The 23,361-nt window shown below is 67.1% G+C and carries 22 protein-coding genes; 12 read left to right on the forward strand and 10 right to left on the reverse strand.

Features of this window, described 5'->3' with window-relative positions:
* Positions 1 to 4: 4 nt before the first annotated feature.
* Together rpsF and ABH923_RS10905 are read right to left on the reverse strand one after the other, a co-directional pair.
* On the reverse strand, positions 5 to 415 hold the full coding sequence (rpsF, locus tag ABH923_RS10900; RefSeq protein ID WP_370055391.1) for a 30S ribosomal protein S6: 411 nt from the start codon (positions 413 to 415) through the stop codon (positions 5 to 7).
* A 280-nt stretch (positions 416 to 695) separates the two neighbouring features.
* On the reverse strand, positions 696 to 2,120 hold the full coding sequence (locus ABH923_RS10905; RefSeq protein ID WP_370057342.1) for a CCA tRNA nucleotidyltransferase: 1,425 nt from the start codon (positions 2,118 to 2,120) through the stop codon (positions 696 to 698).
* 132 nt (positions 2,121 to 2,252) lie between these two features.
* On the opposite strand from ABH923_RS10905, the gene ABH923_RS10910 reads away from it, so the two are divergent.
* From ABH923_RS10910 to ABH923_RS10935, 6 genes are all read left to right on the forward strand, one after another.
* Positions 2,253 to 4,520 (forward strand): DUF6049 family protein, encoded by a 2,268-nt coding sequence (locus ABH923_RS10910; protein ID WP_370055392.1) that lies wholly within the window; start codon positions 2,253 to 2,255, stop codon positions 4,518 to 4,520.
* Positions 4,513 to 6,120 carry a murein biosynthesis integral membrane protein MurJ gene (gene murJ, locus ABH923_RS10915; protein WP_370055393.1) on the forward strand — a complete coding sequence of 536 codons (1,608 nt, stop codon included), beginning with the start codon at positions 4,513 to 4,515 and terminating at the stop codon, positions 6,118 to 6,120. The genes ABH923_RS10910 and murJ overlap by 8 nt, the downstream gene beginning before the upstream one ends.
* 82 nt (positions 6,121 to 6,202) lie before the next feature.
* Positions 6,203 to 7,189 carry a thioredoxin-disulfide reductase gene (gene trxB / locus ABH923_RS10920; protein WP_370055394.1) on the forward strand — a complete coding sequence of 329 codons (987 nt, stop codon included), beginning with the start codon at positions 6,203 to 6,205 and terminating at the stop codon, positions 7,187 to 7,189.
* Between the two features lie 15 nt (positions 7,190 to 7,204).
* Entirely contained in the window at positions 7,205 to 7,531 is a 327-nt protein-coding gene (gene trxA, locus ABH923_RS10925; RefSeq protein WP_179604159.1) for a thioredoxin, read from the forward strand.
* Positions 7,532 to 7,681: 150 nt separating this feature from the next.
* Complete coding sequence (locus ABH923_RS10930) at positions 7,682 to 9,004, forward strand: PLP-dependent aminotransferase family protein (protein ID WP_370057343.1); 1,323 nt, start codon at positions 7,682 to 7,684, stop codon at positions 9,002 to 9,004.
* A 42-nt stretch (positions 9,005 to 9,046) separates the two neighbouring features.
* Positions 9,047 to 10,009: a D-alanine--D-alanine ligase gene (locus ABH923_RS10935; protein WP_370055395.1), complete on the forward strand. Its 963-nt coding sequence runs from the start codon at positions 9,047 to 9,049 to the stop codon at positions 10,007 to 10,009.
* Positions 10,010 to 10,077: 68 nt separating this feature from the next.
* Here the strand turns inward: ABH923_RS10935 and ABH923_RS10940 are convergent, their stop codons facing one another.
* The 8 genes from ABH923_RS10940 to rpmH all read right to left on the reverse strand — a co-directional run bounded on the left by ABH923_RS10940 (position 10,078) and on the right by rpmH (position 15,178).
* Positions 10,078 to 11,031 carry a ParB/RepB/Spo0J family partition protein gene (locus ABH923_RS10940; RefSeq protein WP_370055396.1) on the reverse strand — a complete coding sequence of 318 codons (954 nt, stop codon included), beginning with the start codon at positions 11,029 to 11,031 and terminating at the stop codon, positions 10,078 to 10,080.
* The gene (locus ABH923_RS10945; protein ID WP_370057344.1) at positions 11,031 to 11,870 is read right to left on the reverse strand and encodes a ParA family protein; all 840 of its coding nucleotides are present in this window, start codon (positions 11,868 to 11,870) and stop codon (positions 11,031 to 11,033) included. Before ABH923_RS10945 ends, ABH923_RS10940 begins: the two co-directional genes overlap by 1 nt.
* A gap of 219 nt (positions 11,871 to 12,089) precedes the next feature.
* Positions 12,090 to 12,719: a 16S rRNA (guanine(527)-N(7))-methyltransferase RsmG gene (gene rsmG, locus ABH923_RS10950; RefSeq protein ID WP_370055397.1), complete on the reverse strand. Its 630-nt coding sequence runs from the start codon at positions 12,717 to 12,719 to the stop codon at positions 12,090 to 12,092.
* Positions 12,720 to 12,733: 14 nt separating this feature from the next.
* Positions 12,734 to 13,288: a protein jag gene (locus tag ABH923_RS10955; RefSeq protein ID WP_370055398.1), complete on the reverse strand. Its 555-nt coding sequence runs from the start codon at positions 13,286 to 13,288 to the stop codon at positions 12,734 to 12,736.
* A gap of 4 nt (positions 13,289 to 13,292) precedes the next feature.
* Complete coding sequence (gene yidC, locus ABH923_RS10960; RefSeq protein ID WP_370055399.1) at positions 13,293 to 14,264, reverse strand: membrane protein insertase YidC; 972 nt, start codon at positions 14,262 to 14,264, stop codon at positions 13,293 to 13,295.
* 9 nt (positions 14,265 to 14,273) lie between these two features.
* Positions 14,274 to 14,585, reverse strand: a complete 312-nt coding sequence (yidD, locus tag ABH923_RS10965; protein WP_370055400.1) for a membrane protein insertion efficiency factor YidD — start codon at positions 14,583 to 14,585, stop codon at positions 14,274 to 14,276.
* Positions 14,582 to 14,998 carry a ribonuclease P protein component gene (gene rnpA / locus ABH923_RS10970; RefSeq protein WP_370055401.1) on the reverse strand — a complete coding sequence of 139 codons (417 nt, stop codon included), beginning with the start codon at positions 14,996 to 14,998 and terminating at the stop codon, positions 14,582 to 14,584. Before rnpA ends, yidD begins: the two co-directional genes overlap by 4 nt.
* Before the next feature lie 42 nt (positions 14,999 to 15,040).
* The gene (gene rpmH / locus ABH923_RS10975; protein ID WP_021763546.1) at positions 15,041 to 15,178 is read right to left on the reverse strand and encodes a 50S ribosomal protein L34; all 138 of its coding nucleotides are present in this window, start codon (positions 15,176 to 15,178) and stop codon (positions 15,041 to 15,043) included.
* A 443-nt stretch (positions 15,179 to 15,621) separates the two neighbouring features.
* On the opposite strand from rpmH, the gene dnaA reads away from it, so the two are divergent.
* The 6 genes from dnaA (at position 15,622) to gyrB (ending at position 23,320) form a co-directional block, all read left to right on the forward strand.
* Positions 15,622 to 17,046 carry a chromosomal replication initiator protein DnaA gene (gene dnaA, locus ABH923_RS10980; RefSeq protein ID WP_370055402.1) on the forward strand — a complete coding sequence of 475 codons (1,425 nt, stop codon included), beginning with the start codon at positions 15,622 to 15,624 and terminating at the stop codon, positions 17,044 to 17,046.
* 437 nt (positions 17,047 to 17,483) lie between these two features.
* Complete coding sequence (gene dnaN / locus ABH923_RS10985) at positions 17,484 to 18,629, forward strand: DNA polymerase III subunit beta (RefSeq protein ID WP_370055403.1); 1,146 nt, start codon at positions 17,484 to 17,486, stop codon at positions 18,627 to 18,629.
* A gap of 36 nt (positions 18,630 to 18,665) precedes the next feature.
* Entirely contained in the window at positions 18,666 to 19,553 is an 888-nt protein-coding gene (gene gnd / locus ABH923_RS10990; protein ID WP_370055404.1) for a phosphogluconate dehydrogenase (NAD(+)-dependent, decarboxylating), read from the forward strand.
* A gap of 6 nt (positions 19,554 to 19,559) precedes the next feature.
* Positions 19,560 to 20,714: a DNA replication/repair protein RecF gene (gene recF / locus ABH923_RS10995; RefSeq protein WP_370055405.1), complete on the forward strand. Its 1,155-nt coding sequence runs from the start codon at positions 19,560 to 19,562 to the stop codon at positions 20,712 to 20,714.
* 26 nt (positions 20,715 to 20,740) lie between these two features.
* The gene (locus ABH923_RS11000; RefSeq protein WP_370057345.1) at positions 20,741 to 21,187 is read left to right on the forward strand and encodes a DUF721 domain-containing protein; all 447 of its coding nucleotides are present in this window, start codon (positions 20,741 to 20,743) and stop codon (positions 21,185 to 21,187) included.
* Between the two features lie 123 nt (positions 21,188 to 21,310).
* Positions 21,311 to 23,320, forward strand: a complete 2,010-nt coding sequence (gene gyrB / locus ABH923_RS11005; RefSeq protein WP_370055406.1) for a DNA topoisomerase (ATP-hydrolyzing) subunit B — start codon at positions 21,311 to 21,313, stop codon at positions 23,318 to 23,320.
* Positions 23,321 to 23,361: the final 41 nt, after the last annotated feature.

Here is a 23,361-nt window from a genome sequence, read left to right on the forward strand (position 1 = left end):
GGGACTAGGCGCCGGCCTTCTCGGGGGCGGCAGCCTTCTCGGCGGCAGCGGCCTTGTCGGCGGAGGTGGACGCCTTGCGGGCGGCCTTCTCGTCGGCACGCTTCTGAGCGGCCGCGACCTGCGCGATGGCCTCTTCGGCACGGAGCACCTTGGTGCGCATGACGGCCTCGCTGAGCTTCAGCTGGCGGTCGAGCTCCTTCGTGGTGTCACCGGTCGCGGTGAGCTGCACGACGGCGTAGATGCCCTCGGACTTCTTGTTGATCTCGTACGCCAGGCGACGACGACCCCAGATGTCGATGTTGTCGACAGATCCGCCGTCGTTACGAACGACGTTGAGGAACTTGTCGAGGCTCGGAGCTACGGTGCGCTCATCGATCTCGGGATCGAGGATGACCATCAACTCGTACTGATGCATGACTAACCCACCTCCTCTGGTCTCAGCGGCTGCAGACGTTCTGCAGCAGGAGGGTTTGACATCGGTTGCGTAGGCAGGACTCTGCCAGGGCAACTTATCTAGGGTAGCGGATGCGCTGGTCCCGCGCCAACCGGGGCGCTGGGTGGTGGTGTCTGCGACGGTCTCTGCGATGCTCATGCGTCCAGCCTCGCGATGACGGGAGGCCTTCGGGGCCGGGTTCGCTGATCTGTGGACAACTCGCCCGGGTGCCGACTCTGTGGAGGACCGAAGCTGCGGCGACCTACCGCGCCTCCCACCACGCGAGCAGCCGCCGCGTGGCCTCCTCCTCGCCGAGCGGTCCTTCATCGAGCCGCAGCTCCAGGAGGAATGAGAGCGCCTGACCGACGTCGCGTCCGGGCCTCAGCCCCAGCAGCCGCATCACCTGCTCGCCGTCGAGGTCGGGCCGGACGGCGTCCAACTCCTCCTGCGCCTTCAGCTCGGCGATGCGCTGCTCAAGGTCGTCGTACGCGAAGCCGAGCCGGTCGGCCTTGCGCCGGTTGCGCGTCGTCACGTCGGCGCGGGTCAGCATGTGTAGGCGCTCCAGCTCGCCGCCGGCGTCGCGCACGTACCGGCGGACGGCCGAGTCGGTCCAGTGGGCGTCGGAGTACCCGAAGAAGCGGAGGTGCAGCTCGATGAGGCGCGCGACCGAGTCGATCGTGGCCTTGTCGAAGCGCAGGGCGGTCAGCCGCTTCTTGGCGAGCTTCGCCCCGACGACGTCGTGGTGATAGAAGGAGACGGCGCCACCTGGCTCGAACCGCCGCGTCGCGGGCTTGCCGATGTCGTGCAGGAGCGCGGCGATCCGCAGCACCAGGTCGGGCGCCGTGCCGGGGTGGCGGTCCTTCTCGTAGCCGATCGCCTGGTCGAGCACGGTCAGGCTGTGCTGGTACACGTCCTTGTGGTGGTGGTGCTCGTCCACCTCCAGCCGCAGCGCAGGCAGCTCCGGGAGCACCTGGTCGGCGAGTCCGGAGTCCACGAGGAGCTCGATGCCGGGCCGCGGGTCGTCGGACGCCAGCAGCTTCGTGAGCTCGTCGCGCACGCGCTCGGCGCTGACGATGCCGATGCGCTCGGCCATGTCCGCCATCGCCTCACGTGTCTGCTCGTCGACGGCGAAACCGAGCTGGGAGGCGAACCGGGCGGCGCGCATCATCCGCAGTGGATCGTCGCCGAACGACACCTCGGGGCTCGACGGCGTGGTGATGCGCCGGGCCAGGAGGTCCTCCACGCCGCCGGACGGGTCCACCAGCCGCACCTCCGGGATGCGCAGGGCGAGCGCGTTGACGGTGAAGTCCCGGCGCAGGAGGTCGCCTTCGAGCGTGTCCCCGAACTCCACCTCCGGCTTGCGCGTCGCGCCGTCGTAGCTGTCGCTGCGGTAGGTCGTGATCTCGACCGTGTCGTCGCCGAAGCGTGCCCCGATCGTCCCGAACGCGCGGCCGATGTCCCACACGGCGTCGGCGATCGGCCGGACGACGCCCAGGATGTCGTCCGGACGCGCGTCGGTGGTGAAGTCCAGATCGTGCACCGCGCGGCCCAGGAGGGCGTCGCGCACGGGGCCTCCCACGAGCGAGAGCTCGAAGCCGGCCGCGGCGAACGCCTGGGCGAGCCGATCGACCGTCGGGGTCGCCGCCAGGGCGCCGAGGCGGTCGAGGGATTCGGCGACGGACTGCATGGTCACTCAGTTTAATGGGAGGCCGGATGCGCCGCTCGCGTCGGCGCGAGGCCGCGTGCTCGCCGGGCTCTCCCAGGGGGCGGCCCCTAGAATCGTCGACATGGAGGCGGAACCGGTATCGTGCGTCGGCGCATGAGCGTATCCGGCTTCACCTTCCGGGGTGCGCGACTGCCTGCTGCCCTGATCGGCGCGGGAGTCGCCGTCGTCGCCCTGCTCGCGGGCCCCGCCGCGGGACCGGCGGCAGCGTCCTCCGGCCCCTCGTCCGTCGCCGCGGCCTCCGTCCGCACGGCGACGAACGCCTCGATCGGCGCCTCATTGACCGCCGACAACGGCGGGGTGCTCGCGCCGGGGCAGGAGCTGGTCGCATCCGTCACAGTGACCAACCCGACGGACACCGCCTACACGGCCGGCGCGGTCGGGCTCTGGCTCGATCCGCAGCCGCAGAAGACGCGAGCGGATCTCGCCTCCTGGCTCACCTCGACGGATGCGGTCTCGAACCGCGTCGACCTCGGCAAGGCGACCCTCCCCATCCTCGAGCCCGGCTCCAGCGTCGTGGTTCGCGTGAACGTGCCGGCGACGGCCGTCCCGTTCGCCACGAGGACCACCTCGGCCGTCTACGGGCTCGGCGCGACGGTCGACATCGGCCCGGCCGTCGCGAACGCCCGGGGATCGGTCGTCTGGAGCCCCGGGGATGCCGCGACCCGCTCCACGGTCGGCGTCGTGATGCCGATAGTGAGCCCGTCGACCGGTGACGGCCTCATCGCCGCGCAGGACCTGGCGACCTACACGGCGCCGAACGGAGTGCTGACCCGCGACCTCGATGGCCTCCAGAACCACGCGACAGTCGCGATCGGCATCGATCCGATGATCCTCGCGTCGATCCGCGCGCTCGGGAACTCCGCGCCCGCCAGCGCGACGGCCTGGCTCGACCGGCTGAGCGCCCTCCCGAACGACACCTTCTCACTCGGTTACGGCGACGCGGACGTGGCCGGTCAGATCCAGGCCGGCCTTCCCGCGCCGCTGCAGCCGACGGCGCTCGGCTACGCGCTCGACCCCAAGAACTTCTCGCCGACCCCGACAGCGATCGGGGAGCCGCAGAACCCGACCTCCACTCCCGCGGCGACGCCCAGCCCGACGCCCACGCCCGGCACCGGGACGGCGCTCCCCACCCTCGACCGGCTGCTGGCCTGGAACTACAGCCTCCGCGGCGTCGCGTGGCCCGGCGACGACACCCTCCGCTCGGCCGACCTCGCCCCCCTCGCGGCGGCAGGCCTCGGGACCGTCGTCGTGTCGGGCAGCAACACCAACGCCGACAAGCTCGACTCGACCCCGAACGCGCCGCAGCACAGCGGATCGTCGACGCTCGCGGTCTCCGACCAGCGGCTCTCCGAGGCGCTCCGCCAGGCCGTCTCGGCGCCGAGCGACCTCGCCTGGAACGCCGCGATGTCGAAGCTGAACGCCCAGCTCCAGCTCATCAGCGCGGAGGGCACGACGCCCCGCCACCTCCTCCTCGCCCTCGACCGCTCCTGGCCGTCGAGCGGGACGCAGCTCCAGCGCACGCTGGACGCCCTGTTCACCAGCCCGTTCGCGGCGCCGTCGACGTTCCCCGCCCTGCTGTCGTCCGCCCCGTCGTCCGAGCTCGCGATGACCGACGCCCCCGAGTCGCAGACCCGGATCGACAGCATCCACCTGCTCCTGCAGGACGAGAAGTCGATCGACGCCTTCGCGACCATCCTCAGCGACCCGACGACACTCACCGGGCAGACCAGGGCGCAGTTGCTCACGCTCCTCGCTGTCTCCTGGCAGAACCCGCGCACGCAGTGGAGCACGGCGGTCAACTCGAGCAGACAGGCGACCGTGAAGACCCTTCATTCGGTCCACGTCCTGCCCACCGAGAACGTGAATCTGGTGAGCGCGCAGGGTTCCATCCCGTTCACGGTCAGCAACGAGCTGAGCACGGAGGCCGTCACGGTCGTGCTCAGCGCGTCGCCGTCGAACAGCCGTCTGGAGATCGACGCGCCGACCACGAAGACCATCCCGCAGGACTCCCGGGCGACGATGCTCGTGCCGGTGAAGGCCAAGGTCGGAAACGGCCAGGTCATCCTGTCGCTGCAGCTCTACAGCCCGACGGGAGTGCCGATCGGCGAGCCCAGCTCGGTCACGGTGGATGTGCACGCCGATTGGGAGGGCATCGGGGCGCTGATCTTCGGCGGCCTGCTGGTGCTGCTGTTCGGCTTCGGGATCGTGCGGAACATCCTGCGCCGGCGTGACCAGCGTCGGAGGGACGAGGACGAGGCTGCGACGGAGGACGGGAATGGCTCAGACGCCGCCGCCGGTGAGGCCTCCGGTGACACAGCGGAAGCGGACACCCGCCCCACCCCGGGAGGCGCCGATGGCTAGCGTGGGCCGGGCGAGCGCGATGCTCGCGTCCGGCACCTTCGTGTCACGCCTCCTCGGCTTCGGCAGGGCGTGGCTGCTCGTCCAGGCGATCGGCCTGTCGAGCATCGCCGCGAACGCGTACAACACCGCCACGATCGTGCCGAACAGCGTGTACGCCATCATCGCCCAGGGCATCCTCAACGCGATCCTGGTGCCGCAGATCGTTCGCGCCTCCGTCAACCCCGATGGCGGACGCGCCTACATCAACAAGCTCATCACGCTCGGGATGGTGGTGTTCGCGGGTGTGGCCGCCGTCGCCACTGTGCTCTCCCCGGTCCTGATGTCCCTCTACGGCCTGCGCGGGGCCCAGGCGGAGCTCGCGACCGCGTTCGCGTACTGGTCGCTGCCGCAGATCTTCTTCCTCGGGCTGTACACGCTGCTCGGGGAGGTCTTGAACGCGCGCAAGTCGTTCGGCCCGTTCACCTGGGCGCCGGTGGTCAACAACCTCGTCGGCGTCGTCATGCTCGGCGTGTTCGTGCTCGCCTTCGGCGCCTACGCCACCGGGAACAGCCATGCGGTGTGGTCGCCGGGGATGGTGGCGCTGCTCGCCGGCGGGGCGACGCTGGGGCTGGCGGCGCAGGCGCTCGTGCTCTTCCTGTTCTGGCGACGGATCGGCCTACGTTTCCGCTTCGACTTCGGTTGGCGCGGGGTGAACCTCGGCTCGGCCGGCAAGGCAGCGGGCTGGACCTTCGCCATGCTCATCGCCACGCAGGTCGCGGGACTCGTGGAGACCAACGTCGCCAACTCGGTCGGCGAGGGGCACGCCGGCTCGTTCGCGATGACGAACGCCTGGCTCGTCTTCATGCTCCCGCACGGCATCATCGCCGTGTCGATCGTGACCGCCTTCTACACGCGGATGGCGGAGCACGCCCACCGCGGAGCCGTCGACTCGTTCCGCGACGACTTCTCGAGCGCCGCACGGTCGATCATGTTCCTGATCGTGCTGGCGTCGGCCGTGCTGATCGTCCTCGCCTATCCGGTCGCCCGGGTCTTCACCTCGTCGTACCAGTCGATGGGCAACGTGCTCATCGCCTACCTCATCGGTCTGGTCCCGTTCTCTCTCGTGTTCATGGCCCAGCGCGCCTTCTACTCCCTCGGGGACACCCGAACGCCGTTCATGTTCACCCTCGTGCAGACGGTGGTCATCATCGTGGGCGTGCTCGCGTGCTTCTCGGTGCCCGCGGACTTCCGCGCCGCCGCGATCGCCTTCGTGGTCTCCGGCGCGAGCGTCGTGCAGGCGGGCCTGGCGTTCGCCTTGCTACGCCGCCGCACCGGGGGAGTGGACGGCCGGCGCATCCTGGACGGGATGTGGCGCTTCATCGTGGCAGGACTCGCGGCGATGGTGGCGGGCGGCGGGTTCCTCGTCATCCTCGGCGGAGTGGGCCACGGATCCTTCCCTGTGAGCGGTCCCGTCGCCGCCGTCGTCTCGTCGGCGATCGTCGGCGTGATCATGCTCGTCGTCTACGTCGGCTTCCTCGCCATCCTGCGTTCGAGCGATCTGGAGGCCGGTCTCGCACCCATTCTGGAGCGCGCCGCGGCCCGATCCTCCGCTCGCAGGTGACACGGAATAGCATCCGCCTAGGATGTGTTCTACAGGGCGGTGTCTCCGGACGGAGCACCGCAGACCATCAAGGAGTTCCTCCGTGCGGCAGATCATCATCATCGGTTCCGGCCCAGCCGGTTACACGGCGGCCATCTACGCCGCTCGCGCCAACCTCAAGCCGCTGCTGATCGCCTCCTCTGTCGAGGCCGGCGGCGAGCTGATGAACACCACGGAGGTCGAGAACTTCCCCGGCTTCCCCGACGGTGTCATGGGCCCCGACCTCATGTTCAAGATGCAGGCGCAGGCCGAGAAGTTCGGCACCGACATCGTCCTCGACGACGTCGTGTCCGTCGACCTCTCCGGCGACGTCAAGACGGTCACACTCGGCTCCGGCGCCGTCCACGAGGCGCTGTCGGTCATCTTCGCCACAGGCTCCGCGTACCGCAAGCTCGGGCTGGAGGACGAGGAGCGCCTGTCCGGTCACGGCGTCTCCTGGTGCGCCACCTGCGACGGGTTCTTCTTCCGTGAGCGCACGATCGCCGTCGTCGGCGGCGGCGACTCCGCGATGGAGGAGGCGACCTTCCTGACCCGCTTCGCGGACAAGGTGTACGTCATCCACCGCCGCGACTCGCTGCGCGCCTCCAAGATCATGCAGGAGCGCGCGTTCGCCAACGAGAAGATCGAGTTCGTCTGGAACTCGGAGGTCGTCGGCATCAGCGGCGACGAGCAGGTGCGCGCGGTGACGCTGCGCAACCTGGAGACCGGCGAGCAGAGCGAGCTGGAGCTGCAGGGCCTGTTCATCGCGATCGGCAACGACCCGCGGGTCCACCTGGTCCACGGCCAGCTCGACCTCACTCCGGAGGGGACCATCGCGGTCGCCGGCCGGAGCTCCAAGACGAAGGTCGCGGGCGTGTTCGCCGCGGGCGACGTGATCGACCCCACCTACCGCCAGGCGGTCACCGCCGCCGCGTCGGGTACGGTCGCCGCGCTCGACGCCGAGCACTACCTCACGACCCTCCCCAAGGACCTGCTGGAGCGCGCGGCGGAGGGCGCGTCCGGCGATCTCGAACTCACCACCACCGCATAAGGAGAATCAGCAACTATGTCAGCAGCACGTTCCGTCACGGACGCCACTTTCGAGCAGGACGTCCTCAGCAGCGGAAAGACCGTCCTCGTCGACTTCTGGGCCGAGTGGTGCGGTCCGTGTCGCGCCGTGGGCCCGATCCTCGACCAGATCGCCGCCGAGCACGCGGACAAGATCGAGATCGTCAAGCTCAACGTGGACGAGAACCCGCAGACCGCGGCGAAGTACCAGATCACGTCGATCCCGGCGATGAAGGTCTACCAGGGTGGAGAGGTCGTCAAGACCGTCATCGGCGCCAAGCCGAAGCCCGCCCTCGAGGCCGACCTGGCCGCCTACCTCGCGTAGCGCGACAGCCAGGCAGCTTCCACACACTGTCAGACCCGTCCGGCGCTCATCTGCCGGGCGGGTCTTTCGTGTACCCGGGAGTCGGCTCGATTTCCAGCGGGATGCGTGCCGCCCCTAGCATGAATGAACGACACGAGAAACGGACGATTCGTGACAGAACAGGGCAGCCCTCGTCAGCAGGGCAACAATCTGGACCCGTGGTATCACCACTACGCGCAGCGCACCAGCGGCCTGGCCGCCAGTGAGGTCCGAGCCCTGTTCGCCGTCGCCAGCCGCCCCGAGGTGGTCTCGCTGGCCGGCGGCATGCCGTACGTCGCGGCGCTCCCCGAGGATCTCGTCGTGGGGGCGATGGACCGGGTGATGCGCGAGCAGGGTGCGGTCGCCCTCCAGTACGGGTCCGGCCAGGGCGTTCCCGCGCTGCGGGAGCAGATCCTGGACGTGATGGCCCTCGAGGGGATCAGCGGCAGCGCCGATGACGTCATCGTGACGACCGGCTCGCAGCACGCGCTCGAACTGTTCAGCAAGCTGTTCATCGACCCGGGCGACGTCGTGCTCGCCGAAGGCCCCAGCTACGTGACCGCGATGGTCATCTTCCGCTCGTACCAGGCGGAGGTCGACCACATCCCGATGGACGAGCACGGGCTCATTCCGGAGGCCCTGCGAGAGCACATCGCGCGGCTGAAGGCAGCGGGCCGGCGGGTGAAGTTCCTCTACACGGTGCCGACCTTCCACAATCCGGCCGGAGTCACCCTGTCGTGGGAGCGGCGGCTCGAGATCCTCGAGATCGCCCGCCAGAACGACATCCTGGTGCTGGAGGACAACCCGTACGGACTGCTCTACTTCGGTGAGAAGCCTCCTGCCGCGATGCGGTCGGTCGAGCGCGAGGGCGTCGTCTACCTGGGCACCTTCTCGAAGACCCTCGCACCCGGGTTCCGGGTCGGCTGGGCGCTCGCACCCCACGCGATTAGGGAGAAGCTCATCCTCGCCAACGAGGCGGCTGTGTTGAGCCCGAGCTCGTTCAGTCAGCTCGTCATCTCCGAGTATCTGCGCGACGCCGACTGGCGCGGCCAGATCGACACGTTCCGCGGTGTGTACCGGGAGCGCAAGGAGGCCATGATCTCCGCGCTCGAGGAGTACCTCCCCGAGCTGTCCTGGACCAACCCGAACGGCGGCTTCTACGTGTGGCTCACGCTGCCGTCGCACCTCGACTCCAAGGCCATGCTGCCGCGCGCCGTGACCGAGCTCGTCGCGTACACGCCGGGCACAGCGTTCTATGGGGACGGGTCGGGCGCGCAGAACATCCGGCTGTCGTTCTGCTATCCCACGCCGGAGAGCATCAAGGTCGGGGTCCGCCGGCTCGCCAACGTCATCAACGGCGAGCAGGACCTCCTGGACACCTTCGCCGGCACCGGCCCGCTCACGGCGTCGCGCGCCAGCCGCACCAGCCCGAACCCGCCGACGGATCTGCGCTGATCCTCTCGTCCGCGCATCCATTTGCCGAAGAAAGAGCAGATCATGGCCGAAAAAGAAGCACTTGACATCGTCGTTCTCGCCGGCGGAATCTCGCACGAGCGAGACATCTCACTGCGGAGCGGACGACGTGTCGCCGACGGCCTCCAGTCGTTCGGACACCACGTCACCGTGCGCGAGCCGGACGGCGAGTTGCTCGGTTACCTCAGCGAGAGCGGCCCGGATGTCGTCTGGCCGGCGCTCCACGGATCGAGTGGTGAGGACGGCGCCCTCCGCGCGCTGCTGGAACTCGCCGGCGTGCCGTTCGTCGGGTCGACGACGGACGCCGCCCGACTCGCCTGGTCGAAGCCGACCGCCAAGACCGTCGTGTCCCGTGCCGGCGTCGCCACGCCCGCGTCGGTCACGCTTCCGAAGGAGACCTTCCGCGAGCTCGGTGCCAACAGTGTGCTGGCGACGGTGCTCGGCGCGTTCGATGTCCCGCTCGTAGTGAAGCCGGCCCACGGCGGTTCGGCGCAGGGCGTCACCATCGTCACGGCTGCTGAGGAGCTCCCGCGCGCGATGGTCGACGCGTACACCTACGCCGACGTCGCCCTCATCGAGCGGAAGATCGCCGGCGTGGAGGTCTCCGTCGCCGTGCTCGACACGGGAGACGGCCCGATCGCGCTTCCGCCGGTGGAAATCGAGCCGGTCGAGGGCACCTACACGTTCGATGCTCGGTACAACGCGGGGGAGACCCGGTTCTATGTGCCGGCGCGGCTGGACGGGGCGACCACCGAGGCGGTCTCGGCCGCGGCGACCGCAGCACATGCAGCGCTCGGCCTCCGGCACCTGTCCCGGGTCGACCTGATCGTCGACGCGGCGGGCGTCCCGTGGTTCCTGGAGGCGAATGTGCTGCCGGGTCTCACGGAGACGTCGATCATGCCCCAGGCGATCGCGGCGTCCGGTCGGGACCTTGGTGACGTCTACGCGTCGCTCGCGGCAGCGGCGATCGCGGATGCGGGGGAGTAGTAGGGGGTTTCACGTGAAACGGGAGGGAGGCTGAATCAGCCTCCCTCCCGTTTATTGATGGAGGGGTTTCACGTGAAACGGACCGGCGAACTGTAGGTCGGCTGGCCGATCTCGTCCAGAATCCGGTTCAGGTCCTGAATCGTGGCGAAATCGACCACGATCTGGCCTTTTCGAGCGCCCAGGCTGATCTTGACACGGGTATTCAGCCGATCTCCGAGACGCTCTGCGACCTCATCCAGGTGTCCGCGGTGCTTGCCGGGGGAGGCCTTGGTCCGGACCGGCTTCGGCGACCTGCTTGCGACAGCCTCCGCCGCGCGAACCGAGAGGTCCTCGTTGACGATCTTGTCTGCCAGCCGCACCATCGCGTCCTCGTCGTCACCGACCGAGAGGATCGCGCGAGCGTGTCCTGCGCTGAGGACGCCGGCCGCCACGCGCGACTGCACCGGCGCCGGGAGCTTCAGCAAGCGGATCGTGTTGGTGATCTGCGGCCGCGACCGGCCGATCCGGGTCGCGAGCTGCTCTTGGGTGATCCCGAAGTCCGCGAGGAGCTGCTGGTAGGCCGACGCCTCCTCGAGCGGGTTGAGCTGCGACCGGTGCAAGTTCTCCAGGAGGGCGTCCCGCAGCATGTCCTCGTCGGCGGTGTCCTTGATGACCGCCGGGATGCTGTCGAAGCCGAGCTCCTTGGTCGCCCGCAGTCGCCGCTCGCCCATGATGAGCTCGTACTTGTCCACCTGGCCGGCAATCGGACGGACGACCACCGGCTGGAGCACTCCGACCTCGCGGATGCTCGCGACGAGCTCGTCCAGCGCATCGCGATCGAACTCGACGCGCGGCTGCGCCGCGTTGGGCACGATGTCAGCGGGGGAGAGGTTCGCGAGCCGGGCGCCGGGCACCGCGACGAGCTCCGCCGTCGCCACTGCGGACGTCTCCGGGAAGAAGACATCCACCGGTCGCGCCGACTGATCACTCGTGGGGATCAGTGCGCCGATACCGCGTCCCAAACCAGTGCGCTTCGCTGCCATTAGCGGGGTACTCCTCTTCGTGCGATTTCAGCGGCCGCCTCGAGGTACGAGAGCGAGCCGGACGAGTTCGCGTCATAGCTGATGACGCTCTGCCCGTAGCTCGGTGCCTCCGAGATCCGCACGGAGCGCGGAATGATCGTCTCGAGGACCTCGTCGGGGAAGTGTTGCCGGACATCATCCGCCACCTGATGGGCGAGGTTGGTCCTGGAGTCGTACATGGTCAGCAGGATCGTCGACACCTGCAGCTTCGGATTGAGGTGTCGCTCGATGAGCTGGATGTTCTTCAGGAGCTGGCTCAGGCCCTCGAGCGCGTAGTACTCGCACTGAATCGGGATGAGCACCTCGGTGGCAGCGACGAAGGCGTTGATGGTGAGCAGCCCGAGTGAGGGCGGGCAGTCGATGAGGACGTAATCGATGTCGAACTCGTCCAGGAAACGACTGAGTGCGCGGGAAAGACGCTGCTCACGGGCGACCATCGAGACAAGCTCGATCTCAGCGCCGGCGAGGTCGATGGTCGCGGGAATCACGAAGAGACCATCGAATTCCGGGCTCTTCTGGATGACCTCCTCGAGCTCCTTGTCGTTGACGATCACATCGTAGACGCTCGGAGTGCCCTCCCGATGCTCCACGCTCAGTGCAGTGGAGGCGTTCCCCTGCGGGTCGAGGTCGATCGCAAGGACCCGCGCGCCTGATTTTGCCAGGGCGGCTGCGAGGTTCACGACAGTGGTCGTCTTACCGACGCCACCTTTCTGATTGGAGATCGTGAAGATCCGAGTTCGTGATGGCAACGGCAACGTCGCTGAAGCGATGGCTTGTCTCCTCCTGGCCAGATCCTGCATTTCCCGGGCAAGCGGCGTCGACGCATCGAAGGTGATTTCACCCACCTCAGCGGGAGCATCCTGGTCGGGTTGTTTCACGTGAAACCTCGTTGCTTGGTACGGTCTACGGCCTCGCCGCGGGGAGATGCTGGAACGCAGTGCGAACCACTCGTCAACTCTAGCTTGACTGTTCGGCGACACCCTTCAGCATCGCGGAAGCTGTGGAGAACGCAGTTATCCTCAGCGAACCTGTGCCCGAATGACGCGGGTGACATCGTCGAGGACGCCATCACCGAGCGTCAGTACCTCGACGTCATGCACACCGTACTTGCGCATCTCTTTGGAGGCCGCTTCGACCTCCGCGGGCGCACCGGCGCCCTTCATCAGCACCAGTTCGCCACCAGCTCGGAGCAGGGGAGCGGTCAGCGGGATGAGTTTGCGGAAGGCACTCACGGCCCGGGCGGTGACCTGGTCCAACGGCTCCGTCAACCGTGCATCCTCGGCCCGATCGCGCACGACGGTCACGTTGGCGAGTCCGAGCTCAGCCACCTGCTCATTCAGCCACGCGACGCGGCGCTCCATCGGCTCGATGAGCACGAAATCAACGTCGGGCCGGGCAATCGCGAGCACGAGCCCAGGCAAGCCGGCGCCGCTTCCGACATCCCCAACGCGTCCCGGCTTGAGCAGCGGCGCGACGATCGCGCAGTTCAGGATGTGACGCGACCAGATCCGGGGGAGCTCAAGGGGTCCGATCAACCCACGCTCCTCGCCCTGGGCAACGAGGTTGGCCGTAAATGCGCGAGCGACATCGATTCGCTCACCGAAGAGAGTTCCAGCGACCGCGGGTTCGGTCTCGACGGAATCAGTCACCGTTTCACGTGAAACTACGCGGGGGTGATGACCGTGTGGCGGTCACGACCCTCGCCGCGGGAGTTGGAGACGTATCCCCGCTCGGACACGATGTCGTGCACGAGCTTGCGCTCGTACGAGGACATCGCGGGCAGCGAAGCCTCGGCCGAACCTTCCTCCAGTCGCGCGATCGCCCGGTCCACCAGAGTGGCGAGCTCCGCCTGGCGCGCGTCACGCGAGCCGGCGATGTCGAGGATCAGCCGGGAGAATCCACCCGTCTGGTTCTGAACCGCAAGGCGGGTCAGCTCCTGCAGTGCCGCGACCGTATCGGGCTTCGACAGCAGGCGAAGGTTGGTGCCCTCTTCAGCGTTCACTGAGATGTACGCGCGGCCGTTGCGGGTGTCGATGTCAATGTCGCCATCGATATCGGCGATGTCCAGCAGCTCCTCGATGTAGTCCGCGGCGATGTCGCCCTCACGGTCGAGGTCAGCAGGGGGCGTCGACTCGGCGTCGCCGTCCACGTCTGCGGTGATGGGGGAGTGGACGGCTTCCTCCTCGGAAGGCGTGAACTCGGTCTGCACGTCGGTCATATCCCTACTTCTTTCCGGCCTGCTTCTTCGCGCGGTTCTTGTTCACCGGCTGCACGCGTTGCGTGGTCACCGGCTTCTGCGGCACTTCGTCCACCTGGAGGACGATGGCGCCGTCCTGCACCAGCTTGCCCTTTCGGGCCAGGCGGGCCTCGCGGGCCTTGGCCGCGTCGGACCCCGGCGTCGGCAGGTTCCGGATCACGAGGAACTGCTGACCCATCGTCCAGAGGTTCGAGGTCAGCCAGTAGAACATGACGCCGAGCGGGAACGCGTAGCCGGAGAACAGGAACACGAAGGGGAGCAGGTAGAGCAGGATGCGCTGCTGCTTGAACTGCGGGCTCGCCTTGGTCTCCGGCGACATGTTCTTGGAGACGATCTGGAGCTGGGTGAGGAACTGCGATCCCGTCATCAGCACGACCATGATCGCGGCGATCACCATGACGGCGACCTGCGGCGGGTTGGCGTGCTGGGCGCCCGAGAAGCTCTGGTGCAGCGGGGCTACGCCGAACAGGGTCGCGCTGCCGAACTGCTCGGCGAGCGTCGCGTTCAGCGGGCCGACGCCGGCCTTGCCGCTCTGGGCTCCGTTGAGCACCTGGAACAGCGCGAAGAACACCGGCATCTGCAGCAGCAGCGGGAGGCACGAGCTCAGCGGGTTGGTGCCCGTCTTCTTGTAGAGCTCCATCGTCTCGCGTGACATCGCCTCGCGGGAGAACTGGTCCTTCTTGCCCTTGTACTTGTCCTGGATCTTCTTGAGTTGCGGCGCGATCTCCAGCATTCGTCGCTGGTTCTTGATCTGCCGGACGAAGATCGGGATGAGGGCCGCGCGCACGACGACGGTCAGGCCGACGATGGACAGCACCCAGGTGATACCTGCCGCCGGGTCCATACCGATGTTGCTGAACACCCAGTGCCAGGCGACGAGGATGAGCTCCACGACCCATTTGATGGGCCAGAGGATGGTACCGAAAATGTCAGGCATGTTGAGGTGCTAGGCCTTTCCCTGGCTGATGGCGACGACGAATCCGAACGGAGTGACCCGGTAGCGGTGCTTCTTCTTGAGGGGGACGTCATCGACCCCTCCGGCTGCCCACGGGTGACAGCGCGCGATCCGGCGGATGCCGAGCGCGCTCCCGATGATCACTCCATGCTCCTGAATCGCCTGCAGAGCATAGGCGGAGCAAGAGGGGTAGTACCGGCAGACATCGCCGTACAGCGGGGAGATCACCGCTCGGTACGCCCGAAGCACCAGCACGGCAGCGTTCCTCGGAGCGAGGAGCACAGCTGCAATCGCGGTGTTCATGGACGGACGTTGCCTTCGGTGGTGTCCCGTGGACGGTTGTCGCGCGGACTGGTGGTGTGACGGCTGAGGAAACGGTCGGTGGCCCGCGAGACCTCACCGTGCAGATTAGCCCACGTCAGTTGGGCGGACGCTGGCAATGCCCGGATCACCACATCGATGCCGGCACCCTCGGAGACCGCCGGCGACAGGCGGGGGAGGAGGTCGTACGCCGCGGCTTTGAGCCGGCGCCGCACGCGATTGCGGACGACCGCGTTCCCGACCGCCTTGCTCACGATGAAACCGAATCGCACCACGTCGGAGTCGCGGTTGAAGCGGACGTACGCGATCGTGCTCGCTTCGTTGAAGCGAGCACCTCGTCGCACGGTCGCCCGGTACTCCGCGCCCCGCGTGATGCGATGGTTCTTCGCGAGCACGCGCCGCGACCTACGCCGGAAGGGGCTCTGACCCGGAAGGGGTCAGGCCGAAAGCTTCTCGCGGCCCTTGGAGCGGCGCGCCGACAGGATGGCGCGGCCGGCACGCGTGCGCATGCGGAGGCGGAAGCCGTGGGTCTTCGCGCGCTTGCGGTTGTTCGGCTGGAACGTTCTCTTGCTCATATCAATCTCCGTGGTGGTCTCTTCACAGGCCGGTGCTGAAAGGATTTCGGCCAGCACGGGGAGGCCAGGAAAGTTTCTGGGCAGCCGAAACGGCTGAAGTCAACTTATTAAAACTACGTCCTGAGGCAACCGAGGTCAAACTGATCGCCCCGAAACCCTTGATTATGCACGGGATTGGCAGGAAGCGCGTGAGCGACGCGCCGGAGTATTCCGGGAACCGAATTTGATCCACACCTGTGGACAAGTTAGCGTGAACTCCAAAGTTATCCCCAGGCCATCCCAAAAACGGCTGGAGATCGCTACGGTATTGCACACACAGCGGTGGATAACTCTGTGAATACCCCACGGCGGCATCCTTGCCGCCAGCCCAGCGCGAGTCACACGGGGGACGACTCGTCTCGCGCCGGGCCGACGGCATCCACGAAATTCGAAGACGGGGAACGATGGCAGGCGGCGAAGAGTCCATTTCTGCGGCATGGCAGAGCGTGCTCGACAATCTCGAGACGGACGACCGCATCACCCCGCAGTTGCACGGCTTCCTCAGCCTGGTCGAGCCCAAGGGCATCATGGCCGGCACCTTCTACCTGGAGGTGCCCAACGAGTTCACGCGCGGAATGATCGAGCAGCGCAGCCGGGTCCCGCTCCTCAACGCGATCGGCTCCCTCGACCAGGCGCTCGAGGTGAACACCTTCGCGATCGTGGTGAACCCGGAGATCCAGCAGGAGTCGATGGTCGGCCCCTCCGAGCCGGAGCCGGCGCCGTATCTGGACGCCGTGGCGCCGATGGTGGCGCCGCCGACCGAGATCACCGCACCCCCGCGCAACGGCGACACCCGGCTCAACTCGAAGTACAGCTTCGACAACTTCGTCATCGGCCAGTCCAACCGGTTCGCGCACGCTGCGGCGGTCGCCGTCGCGGAGGCGCCGGCCAAGGCCTACAACCCGCTCTTCATCTACGGCGACTCCGGTCTGGGCAAGACCCACCTCCTGCACGCCATCGGCCACTACGCGATGAGCCTCTACCCGGGGATCCGCGTGCGGTACGTGTCGAGTGAGGAGTTCACGAACGACTTCATCAACTCGATCGCGAACAACCGCGGCTCGTCGTTCCAGGCGCGCTACCGGAACATCGACATCCTGCTGATCGACGACATCCAGTTCCTCCAGCGGGCGGTCGAGACGCAGGAGGCGTTCTTCCACACGTTCAACACCCTCCACGACCACAACAAGCAGGTGGTCATCACCAGCGACCTCCCGCCGAAGCACCTGACCGGCTTCGAGGACCGGATGCGGTCGCGCTTCGAGTGGGGCCTGATCACCGACGTCCAGGTGCCCGACCTCGAGACCCGCATCGCGATCCTGCGCAAGAAGGCGCAGAGCGAGAAGATCCTCGTCCCGGACGACATCCTCGAGTTCATGGCGTCGAAGGTGTCGAGCAACATCCGCGAGCTGGAGGGGACGCTCATCCGCGTCACCGCGTTCGCGAGCCTGAACCGCACGCCGGTCGACATGCCGCTGGTGCAGACGGTGCTGAAGGACCTGATCACGCTCGACGACGACAACGTGATCGCGCCGACGGACATCATCACCAACACCGCGGAGTACTTCAAGCTCAGCGTCGACGACCTGTACGGGTCGAGCCGCTCACAGGCCGTCGCGACCGCCCGCCAGATCGCGATGTACCTCTGCCGCGAGCTGACGAACCTCTCCCTGCCGAAGATCGGACAGCTCTTCGGCGGCCGCGACCACACGACCGTGATGTACGCGAACAAGAAGATCAGCGAGCTCATGAAGGAGCGGCGCTCGATCTACAACCAGGTGACGGAGCTCACCAGCCGGATCAAGCAGAACCACCGCTACGGCAAGTAGGCCGGCGGACGGTCCCGGAGCACGCCACGCCGCGGCGCTCGAGAAAGTTATCCACAGATCGATCCCCAGAGTGGGGAGAGTTCGTTATTAACACCTGGGGATAACTTGTGGAGAAGTTCCGGAAAGTCGCTCGATTAATGGGGACGACGGACGCTGGGCTGTGAAAAGCCGTCGCTCGGCCGATCGCTCGACATCCCTGTCAACAGCGGGATTCCACCGGTCATCAACAAGTCACGAGGCTGTAGTTCCCACTGATTGCAAGGTATCCACCGAGTTATCCACAGTTTCCACAGCGGTTAACACCATTAATGATTAATCCTTCTCAGTTAAGGCCGGCCGACAACCTCAAGCGCTGGCTCGAATGACAACTTCTGCGCCGGAGGCCAAGCGCTAGGATCGGTGACGTTCGTATCCGAGCGCCGACCAGGGGAGACTTCGTGAAGTTCCAAGCCAATCGGGATGTCTTCAGTGAGGCCGTCTCCTTCGCCGTGAAGCTTCTTCCGCAGAGGACCACCCTTCCCATCCTGAGCGGCGTGTTGATCGAGACGACCGACACCGGACTGCAGCTCTCGTCCTTCGACTACGAGGTCTCGGCGCAGACCCAGATCGCGGCCGAGGTCGAGGAGCCGGGCCGCGTGCTCGTCTCCGGCCGGCTCCTGGCGGAGATCGCAGCCAAGCTCCCGAACGCGCCCGTCCAGTTCTCGACCGAGGAATCGAAGATCGTCGTCCGGGCCGGGTCGGCGAACTTCACGCTGCTGTCCATGCCGGTCGAGGAATACCCGAGCATCCCGCAGGTCGACGGGGAGGCCGGGCTCGTTCCTGCCGAGGAATTCGCCGAGGCCGTCGCCCAGGTCGGTGTCGCCGCGTCGCGCGACGATGTCACCCCGGTGATCACCGGAGTGCAGCTCGAGGTCGGCAACAACACGCTCGGTCTGGTCGCCACCGACCGCTACCGCGTCGCCGTCCGAGAGATCGACTGGGACAACGGGACCACCTCCGGCGAGGCGCAGACCGCACTCGTCCCCGCTCGCACCCTGACCGAGATCGGCAAGACGTTCGGCCACTCCGGGACGGTGTCCATCTCGATCACCAACCGCGACGACCGCGAGCTCATCGCGTTCACGGCGGACAAGAAGACGGTGACGTCGTTGCTGATCAAGGGCAATTTCCCGCCGGTCCGCCGGCTCTTTCCCGAGCAGGTCGACAACTACGCGGTGATCAACACCGCCGAGCTCATCGAGGCGACCAGGCGCGTCTCCCTCGTCCTGGAACGCGAGGCCGCGCTCCGCTACACCTTCACCGCCGACGGGCTGACGCTGGAAGCGATCGGCTCGGAGCAGGCGCAAGCATCCGAGAGCATCGACGCTCTCCTCACTGGCCAGGAGACGGTGGTTTCATTGAAGCCGCAGTTCCTGCTCGATGGTCTCGGTGCCGTGCACTCGGAATTCGTGCGCATCTCCTTCACCAAGACCGAGAACCCCAACAAGCCGGGTCCGGTGCTCATCACGAGTCAGACCTCGAAGGATCAGTCCGGTTCGGACTCTTACAAGTACCTGCTGCAGCCCAACCTGCTGCTTCGCTAGGACCCGGTCCCGCTCCACGAGAGAAGAAGGACAATCATGCACATCGGCCTCATCGGTCTCGGACGCATGGGCAACAACATGCGTGCTCGCCTGGAGAAGAAGGGCATCGAGGTCACCGGCTACGACACCAACCGCGATGTGTCGGATGTGGCGACGCTCGCGGACCTCGTCGCGGCCCTCCCCGCTCCGCGCACCGTGTGGGTCATGGTGCCGGCCGGCCAGGTCACGGACTCGGTCATCACCGACCTCGAGCCGCTGCTCGAGAAGGGCGACCTCGTCATCGACGGTGGCAACTCGAAGTTCACCGAGGACTTCAAGCACGCCGAGCAGCTCGCGCCGAAGGGCGTCGACTTCATGGACGCCGGTGTCTCCGGCGGCATCTGGGGTCTCGACAACGGCTACGGCCTGATGGTCGGCGGCTCCAAGGAGCAGGTCGAGCGCGTCATGCCCGTGTTCGACGCGCTGCGTCCGGAGGGTCCGCGCGACGAGGGCTTTGTCCACGTCGGCGAGGTGGGCGCCGGCCACTACGCGAAGATGGTGCACAACGGCATCGAGTACGCGCTGATGCAGGCATACGCCGAGGGTTATGAGCTGCTCGACACCCGCAAGGACATCATCAAGGACGTCACCGGCACCTTCAAGGCGTGGCAGCGCGGCACGGTCGTGCGCTCCTGGCTGCTCGACCTGCTGGTGCGCGCTCTGGAGCAGGACCCGGAGTTCGAGCACATCGAGGGCTTCGTGGATGATTCGGGCGAGGGCCGCTGGACCGTCGAGGAGGCGCTCAACAACGCCGTCCCCGTCCCCACGATCAGCGCCTCGATCTTCGCGCGCTTCGTCTCCCGCCAGAAGGACTCGCCCGCGATGAAGGCGGTCGCCGCCCTCCGCAACCAGTTCGGCGGCCACGCCGTGAAGGCCGTGGACTAACCCTCATTGAGAGTTACACATCTTTCCCTGACTGATTTCCGCAACTATCGCACCGCGGATGTCCCGTTCGCGGCCGGCGCCAATCTGTTCGTCGGCCGCAACGGTCAGGGCAAGACCAACCTCGTCGAATCGCTCGCCTACCTGAGCACCCTCGGGTCGCATCGGGTGTCGAGCGATCAGGCGATGATCCGCAAGGACGCCGACTCGGCGATCGTCCGGGCGCGAATCGAGCACGACAGCCGCGAGCTCCTCGTGGAGGTGCAGCTCAACCGCTCCTCGCCGAACCGAGCGCAGGTGAACCGCGGCGCGATCAAGCCGCGCGAGCTGCCGCGCTACTTCTCCAGCGTGCTGTTCGCCCCGGAGGACCTCGCGCTGGTCCGCGGCGAGCCCGGCATCCGGCGCCGGTTCCTGGATCAGCTCCTGATCCAGCGGAACCCGCGCTTCTCTGCGGTGATCGCCGACTACGAGCGCGTGCTCAAGCAGCGGAACACCCTGCTGAAGTCGGCCCGCGCCTCCCGGGTGAAGGCCGACCAGCTCGGGACCCTCGACATCTGGGACGAGCGACTGGTCGCCCTCGGCACCGAGCTGGTGGATGCCCGGCTGGACCTGGTCGCACGACTCAGCGACCCGCTCGTCGCCGCGTACCGTTCGGTCGCAGGCGACGACCACCATCCCCGGCTGATCCCGCAGCTCACGATCAGGGGCGCGCACGTGGACGAGGAGGACGACGACGCCGACACGACGGTAACCAGCTCAGCCGGTGACACGGCGGACGTGTTCCGCGGCGCTTTGGCCGCGGTGCGCGCGAAAGAGTTGGAGCGCGGGCTCACGCTGGTCGGCCCGCACCGCGATGACCTGCTGTTCGAGCTCAACGGTCTCCCGGCCAAGGGCTACGCCAGCCACGGCGAGTCCTGGTCGTTCGCCCTCGCGCTGAAGCTGGCCTCCGCCGAGCTGCTGCGCCGGGAGTCCTCGACCGGCGACCCCGTGCTGATCCTCGACGACGTCTTCGCGGAGCTGGACCAGGCCCGCCGGCGTATGCTCGCAACCGCCGTAGCCGGTTACGAGCAGGTCCTCATCACTGCTGCGGTCTACGACGACGTCCCGGAGACCCTCACCGCCCACACCGTGCGGATCGAGGCCGGGACTATCGTGGGATCGTGAGCGAGGCATCGGCCGTCTACCTGCGGATGAAGGAGCTCTTTACGGGCACCCCCTCCCGTAGCCGGCGCGCGAAACGCGGCGCGGACGACCCGTCGGCGTCCAAGCCGTTCGGGTCGGGGCGCGACCCGCGCGGACTCGGCGACGTGGTCGACGCCCTCGCGCAGCAGCTCGGCTGGACCGCCCCGCTCGCGAAGTCCGACCTCCTGGAGGGCTGGGAGCAGCTCGCCGGCGAGGAGACCGCCAAGCACGCCGTGCCCGACCAGATCACCGACGGCGTCCTGGTCGTGCGCTGCGAGTCGACGGCCTGGGCGACGCAGCTCCGGATGATGCGCTCCGAGCTCCTGGTGCGCATCGGCGAGCGGTTCCCGGACGCGGACATCCAGTCGATCCGTTTTCAAGGCCCGGACGCCCCCTCCTGGAAACGCGGTCCCAGGTCGATTCCAGGGCGCGGTCCGCGCGATACTTACGGCTGACAGCACAAAAGAGGTCGCCCGTCCAAAGAAAACGCCTCAGAGGGGCGATTTCGGGCATTCTGGCTCCCTGCCCTTGGTAGAATGGAGAGTCACTGTCAGGTGCGGTCAGGAGCCAAATTTCATATGACGATGGAACCGAACAGGGCCGAGGCGGAACACGACTACGGCGCGAATGAGATCCAGATCCTCGAAGGTCTCGAAGCCGTCCGCAAACGACCCGGAATGTACATCGGCTCCACCGGCCCCCGCGGCCTCCACCACCTGGTGTACGAGATCGTCGACAACTCCGTCGACGAGGCGCTCGCCGGTCACGCCGACAACATCGAGGTGACGATCCTCCCCGACGGCGCTGTGCGGGTGGACGACAACGGCCGCGGCATCCCCGTGGACGAGCACCCGACCGAGAAGAAGTCCACGGTGGAGGTCGTCCTCACGATCCTGCACGCCGGTGGAAAGTTCGGCGGTGGCGGCTACGCGGTCTCCGGCGGTCTCCACGGCGTCGGCAGCTCGGTCGTGAACGCGCTCTCCTCTCGGCTCGACGTCGAGGTCCACCGGCAGGAGCATGTGTGGCGGCAGAGCTACCGCAACGGCGTTCCGCAGGCTCCGCTCGAGAAGGGCGAGGCGTCCGACCGTCAGGGCACGATCATCACGTTCTGGCCGAGCCCCGACACCTTCGAGACGGTCGTGTTCGACTACGACACGCTCCGCACACGCTTCCAGCAGATGGCCTTCCTCAACAAGGGACTGCGCATCGCGATCACCGACGAGCGCGCGCCCGAGGTCGAGCCCGTGGAGGGCGAGGTCGAGGAGGACGCGACGGTGTTCGCCGCGCGCTCGGAGGTCTTCCTCTACGAGCGCGGCCTGATGGACTACGTGCACTACCTCAACTCCGCCAAGAAGGCCGATGTGGTCCACGACGAGATCATCTCGTTCGAGTCGGAGGACACCGAGCGCAAGATCGCGCTCGAGGTCGCGATGCAGTGGACCACGAGCTACAACGAGTCCGTCTTCACCTACGCGAACACCATCAACACCCACGAGGGCGGCACACACGAGGAAGGCTTCCGCGCTGCGCTGACCACGCTGGTCAACAAGTACGCGCGCGAGAAGAACATCCTCAAGGAGAAGGACGACAACCTCTCCGGCGAGGACGTGCGCGAGGGCCTCACCGCCGTCATCTCGGTCAAGCTGTCAGAGCCGCAGTTCGAGGGCCAGACCAAGACCAAGCTCGGCAACACGGAGGCCAAGGCGTTCGTGCAGAAGGTCGTCGGCGACCAGCTCGGCGACTGGTTCGACCGCAACCCGAACCAGGCCAGGGAGATCATCCGCAAGTCGCTCCAGGCCGCGACCGCCCGCCTCGCCGCCCGCAAGGCCCGCGAGACGGCCCGACGCAAGGGCCTGCTCGAGAGCGGCGGGATGCCGGGCAAGCTCAAGGACTGCGCCTCGAAGGACCCGACGCTGTCGGAGATCTTCATCGTGGAGGGCGACTCGGCAGGCGGCTCGGCCGTTCAGGGCCGCAACCCCGAGACGCAGGCGATCCTCCCGCTGCGCGGCAAGATCCTCAACGTCGAGAAGGCACGGCTCGACCGCGCCCTCGCGAACAACGAGGTCCAGGCCATGATCACGGCGTTCGGCGCCGGCATCGGCGAGGACTTCAACCCGGAGAAGGCGCGGTACCACAAGATCGTGCTGATGGCCGACGCCGATGTGGACGGCCAGCACATCACGACCCTGCTGCTGACGCTGCTGTTCCGCTATATGCGGCCGCTCATCGAGCTCGGCTACGTGTACCTCGCGCAGCCGCCGCTCTACCGGCTCAAGTGGTCGAACTCCGAGCACGAGTACGTCTACTCCGACCGTGAGCGCGACGCGTTCCTCGCGGAGGGCCTGGCCGCCGGCAAGCGCATCCCGAAGGACAACGGCGTGCAGCGCTACAAGGGTCTGGGCGAGATGGACTACAAGGAGCTGTGGGAGACCACGATGAACCCGGAGACGCGCACGCTGCTCCAGGTGACGCTCGACGACGCGGCCGCCGCCGACGAGATCTTCGCCACCCTCATGGGCGAGGACGTCGAGTCGCGCCGTTCGTTCATCCAGAAGAACGCAAAGGACGTGCGGTTCCTCGACATCTGAGGTTCCGCGACGAAGAGACCCCACGGTCTGAGAAGAGAGCA

Source organism: Leifsonia sp. EB41 (assembly GCF_041262565.1).
Classification (GTDB): domain Bacteria; phylum Actinomycetota; class Actinomycetes; order Actinomycetales; family Microbacteriaceae; genus Leifsonia.

What these genes read in the sequence shown, in the direction of transcription:
- rpsF (WP_370055391.1), bottom strand. Translation starts at nt 415, where the DNA reads ATGCATCAGTACGAGTTGATGGTCATCCTCGATCCCGAGATCGATGAG.
- ABH923_RS10905 (WP_370057342.1), bottom strand. Translation starts at nt 2,120, where the DNA reads ATGCAGTCCGTCGCCGAATCCCTCGACCGCCTCGGCGCCCTGGCGGCG.
- ABH923_RS10910 (WP_370055392.1), top strand. Translation starts at nt 2,253, where the DNA reads ATGAGCGTATCCGGCTTCACCTTCCGGGGTGCGCGACTGCCTGCTGCC.
- murJ (WP_370055393.1), top strand. Translation starts at nt 4,513, where the DNA reads ATGGCTAGCGTGGGCCGGGCGAGCGCGATGCTCGCGTCCGGCACCTTC.
- trxA (WP_179604159.1), top strand. Translation starts at nt 7,205, where the DNA reads ATGTCAGCAGCACGTTCCGTCACGGACGCCACTTTCGAGCAGGACGTC.
- ABH923_RS10935 (WP_370055395.1), top strand. Translation starts at nt 9,047, where the DNA reads ATGGCCGAAAAAGAAGCACTTGACATCGTCGTTCTCGCCGGCGGAATC.
- ABH923_RS10940 (WP_370055396.1), bottom strand. Translation starts at nt 11,031, where the DNA reads ATGGCAGCGAAGCGCACTGGTTTGGGACGCGGTATCGGCGCACTGATC.
- ABH923_RS10945 (WP_370057344.1), bottom strand. Translation starts at nt 11,870, where the DNA reads ATGCAGGATCTGGCCAGGAGGAGACAAGCCATCGCTTCAGCGACGTTG.
- ABH923_RS10955 (WP_370055398.1), bottom strand. Translation starts at nt 13,288, where the DNA reads ATGACCGACGTGCAGACCGAGTTCACGCCTTCCGAGGAGGAAGCCGTC.
- yidC (WP_370055399.1), bottom strand. Translation starts at nt 14,264, where the DNA reads ATGCCTGACATTTTCGGTACCATCCTCTGGCCCATCAAATGGGTCGTG.
- yidD (WP_370055400.1), bottom strand. Translation starts at nt 14,585, where the DNA reads ATGAACACCGCGATTGCAGCTGTGCTCCTCGCTCCGAGGAACGCTGCC.
- rpmH (WP_021763546.1), bottom strand. Translation starts at nt 15,178, where the DNA reads ATGAGCAAGAGAACGTTCCAGCCGAACAACCGCAAGCGCGCGAAGACC.
- dnaA (WP_370055402.1), top strand. Translation starts at nt 15,622, where the DNA reads ATGGCAGGCGGCGAAGAGTCCATTTCTGCGGCATGGCAGAGCGTGCTC.
- gnd (WP_370055404.1), top strand. Translation starts at nt 18,666, where the DNA reads ATGCACATCGGCCTCATCGGTCTCGGACGCATGGGCAACAACATGCGT.
- ABH923_RS11000 (WP_370057345.1), top strand. Translation starts at nt 20,741, where the DNA reads ATGAAGGAGCTCTTTACGGGCACCCCCTCCCGTAGCCGGCGCGCGAAA.
- gyrB (WP_370055406.1), top strand. Translation starts at nt 21,311, where the DNA reads ATGACGATGGAACCGAACAGGGCCGAGGCGGAACACGACTACGGCGCG.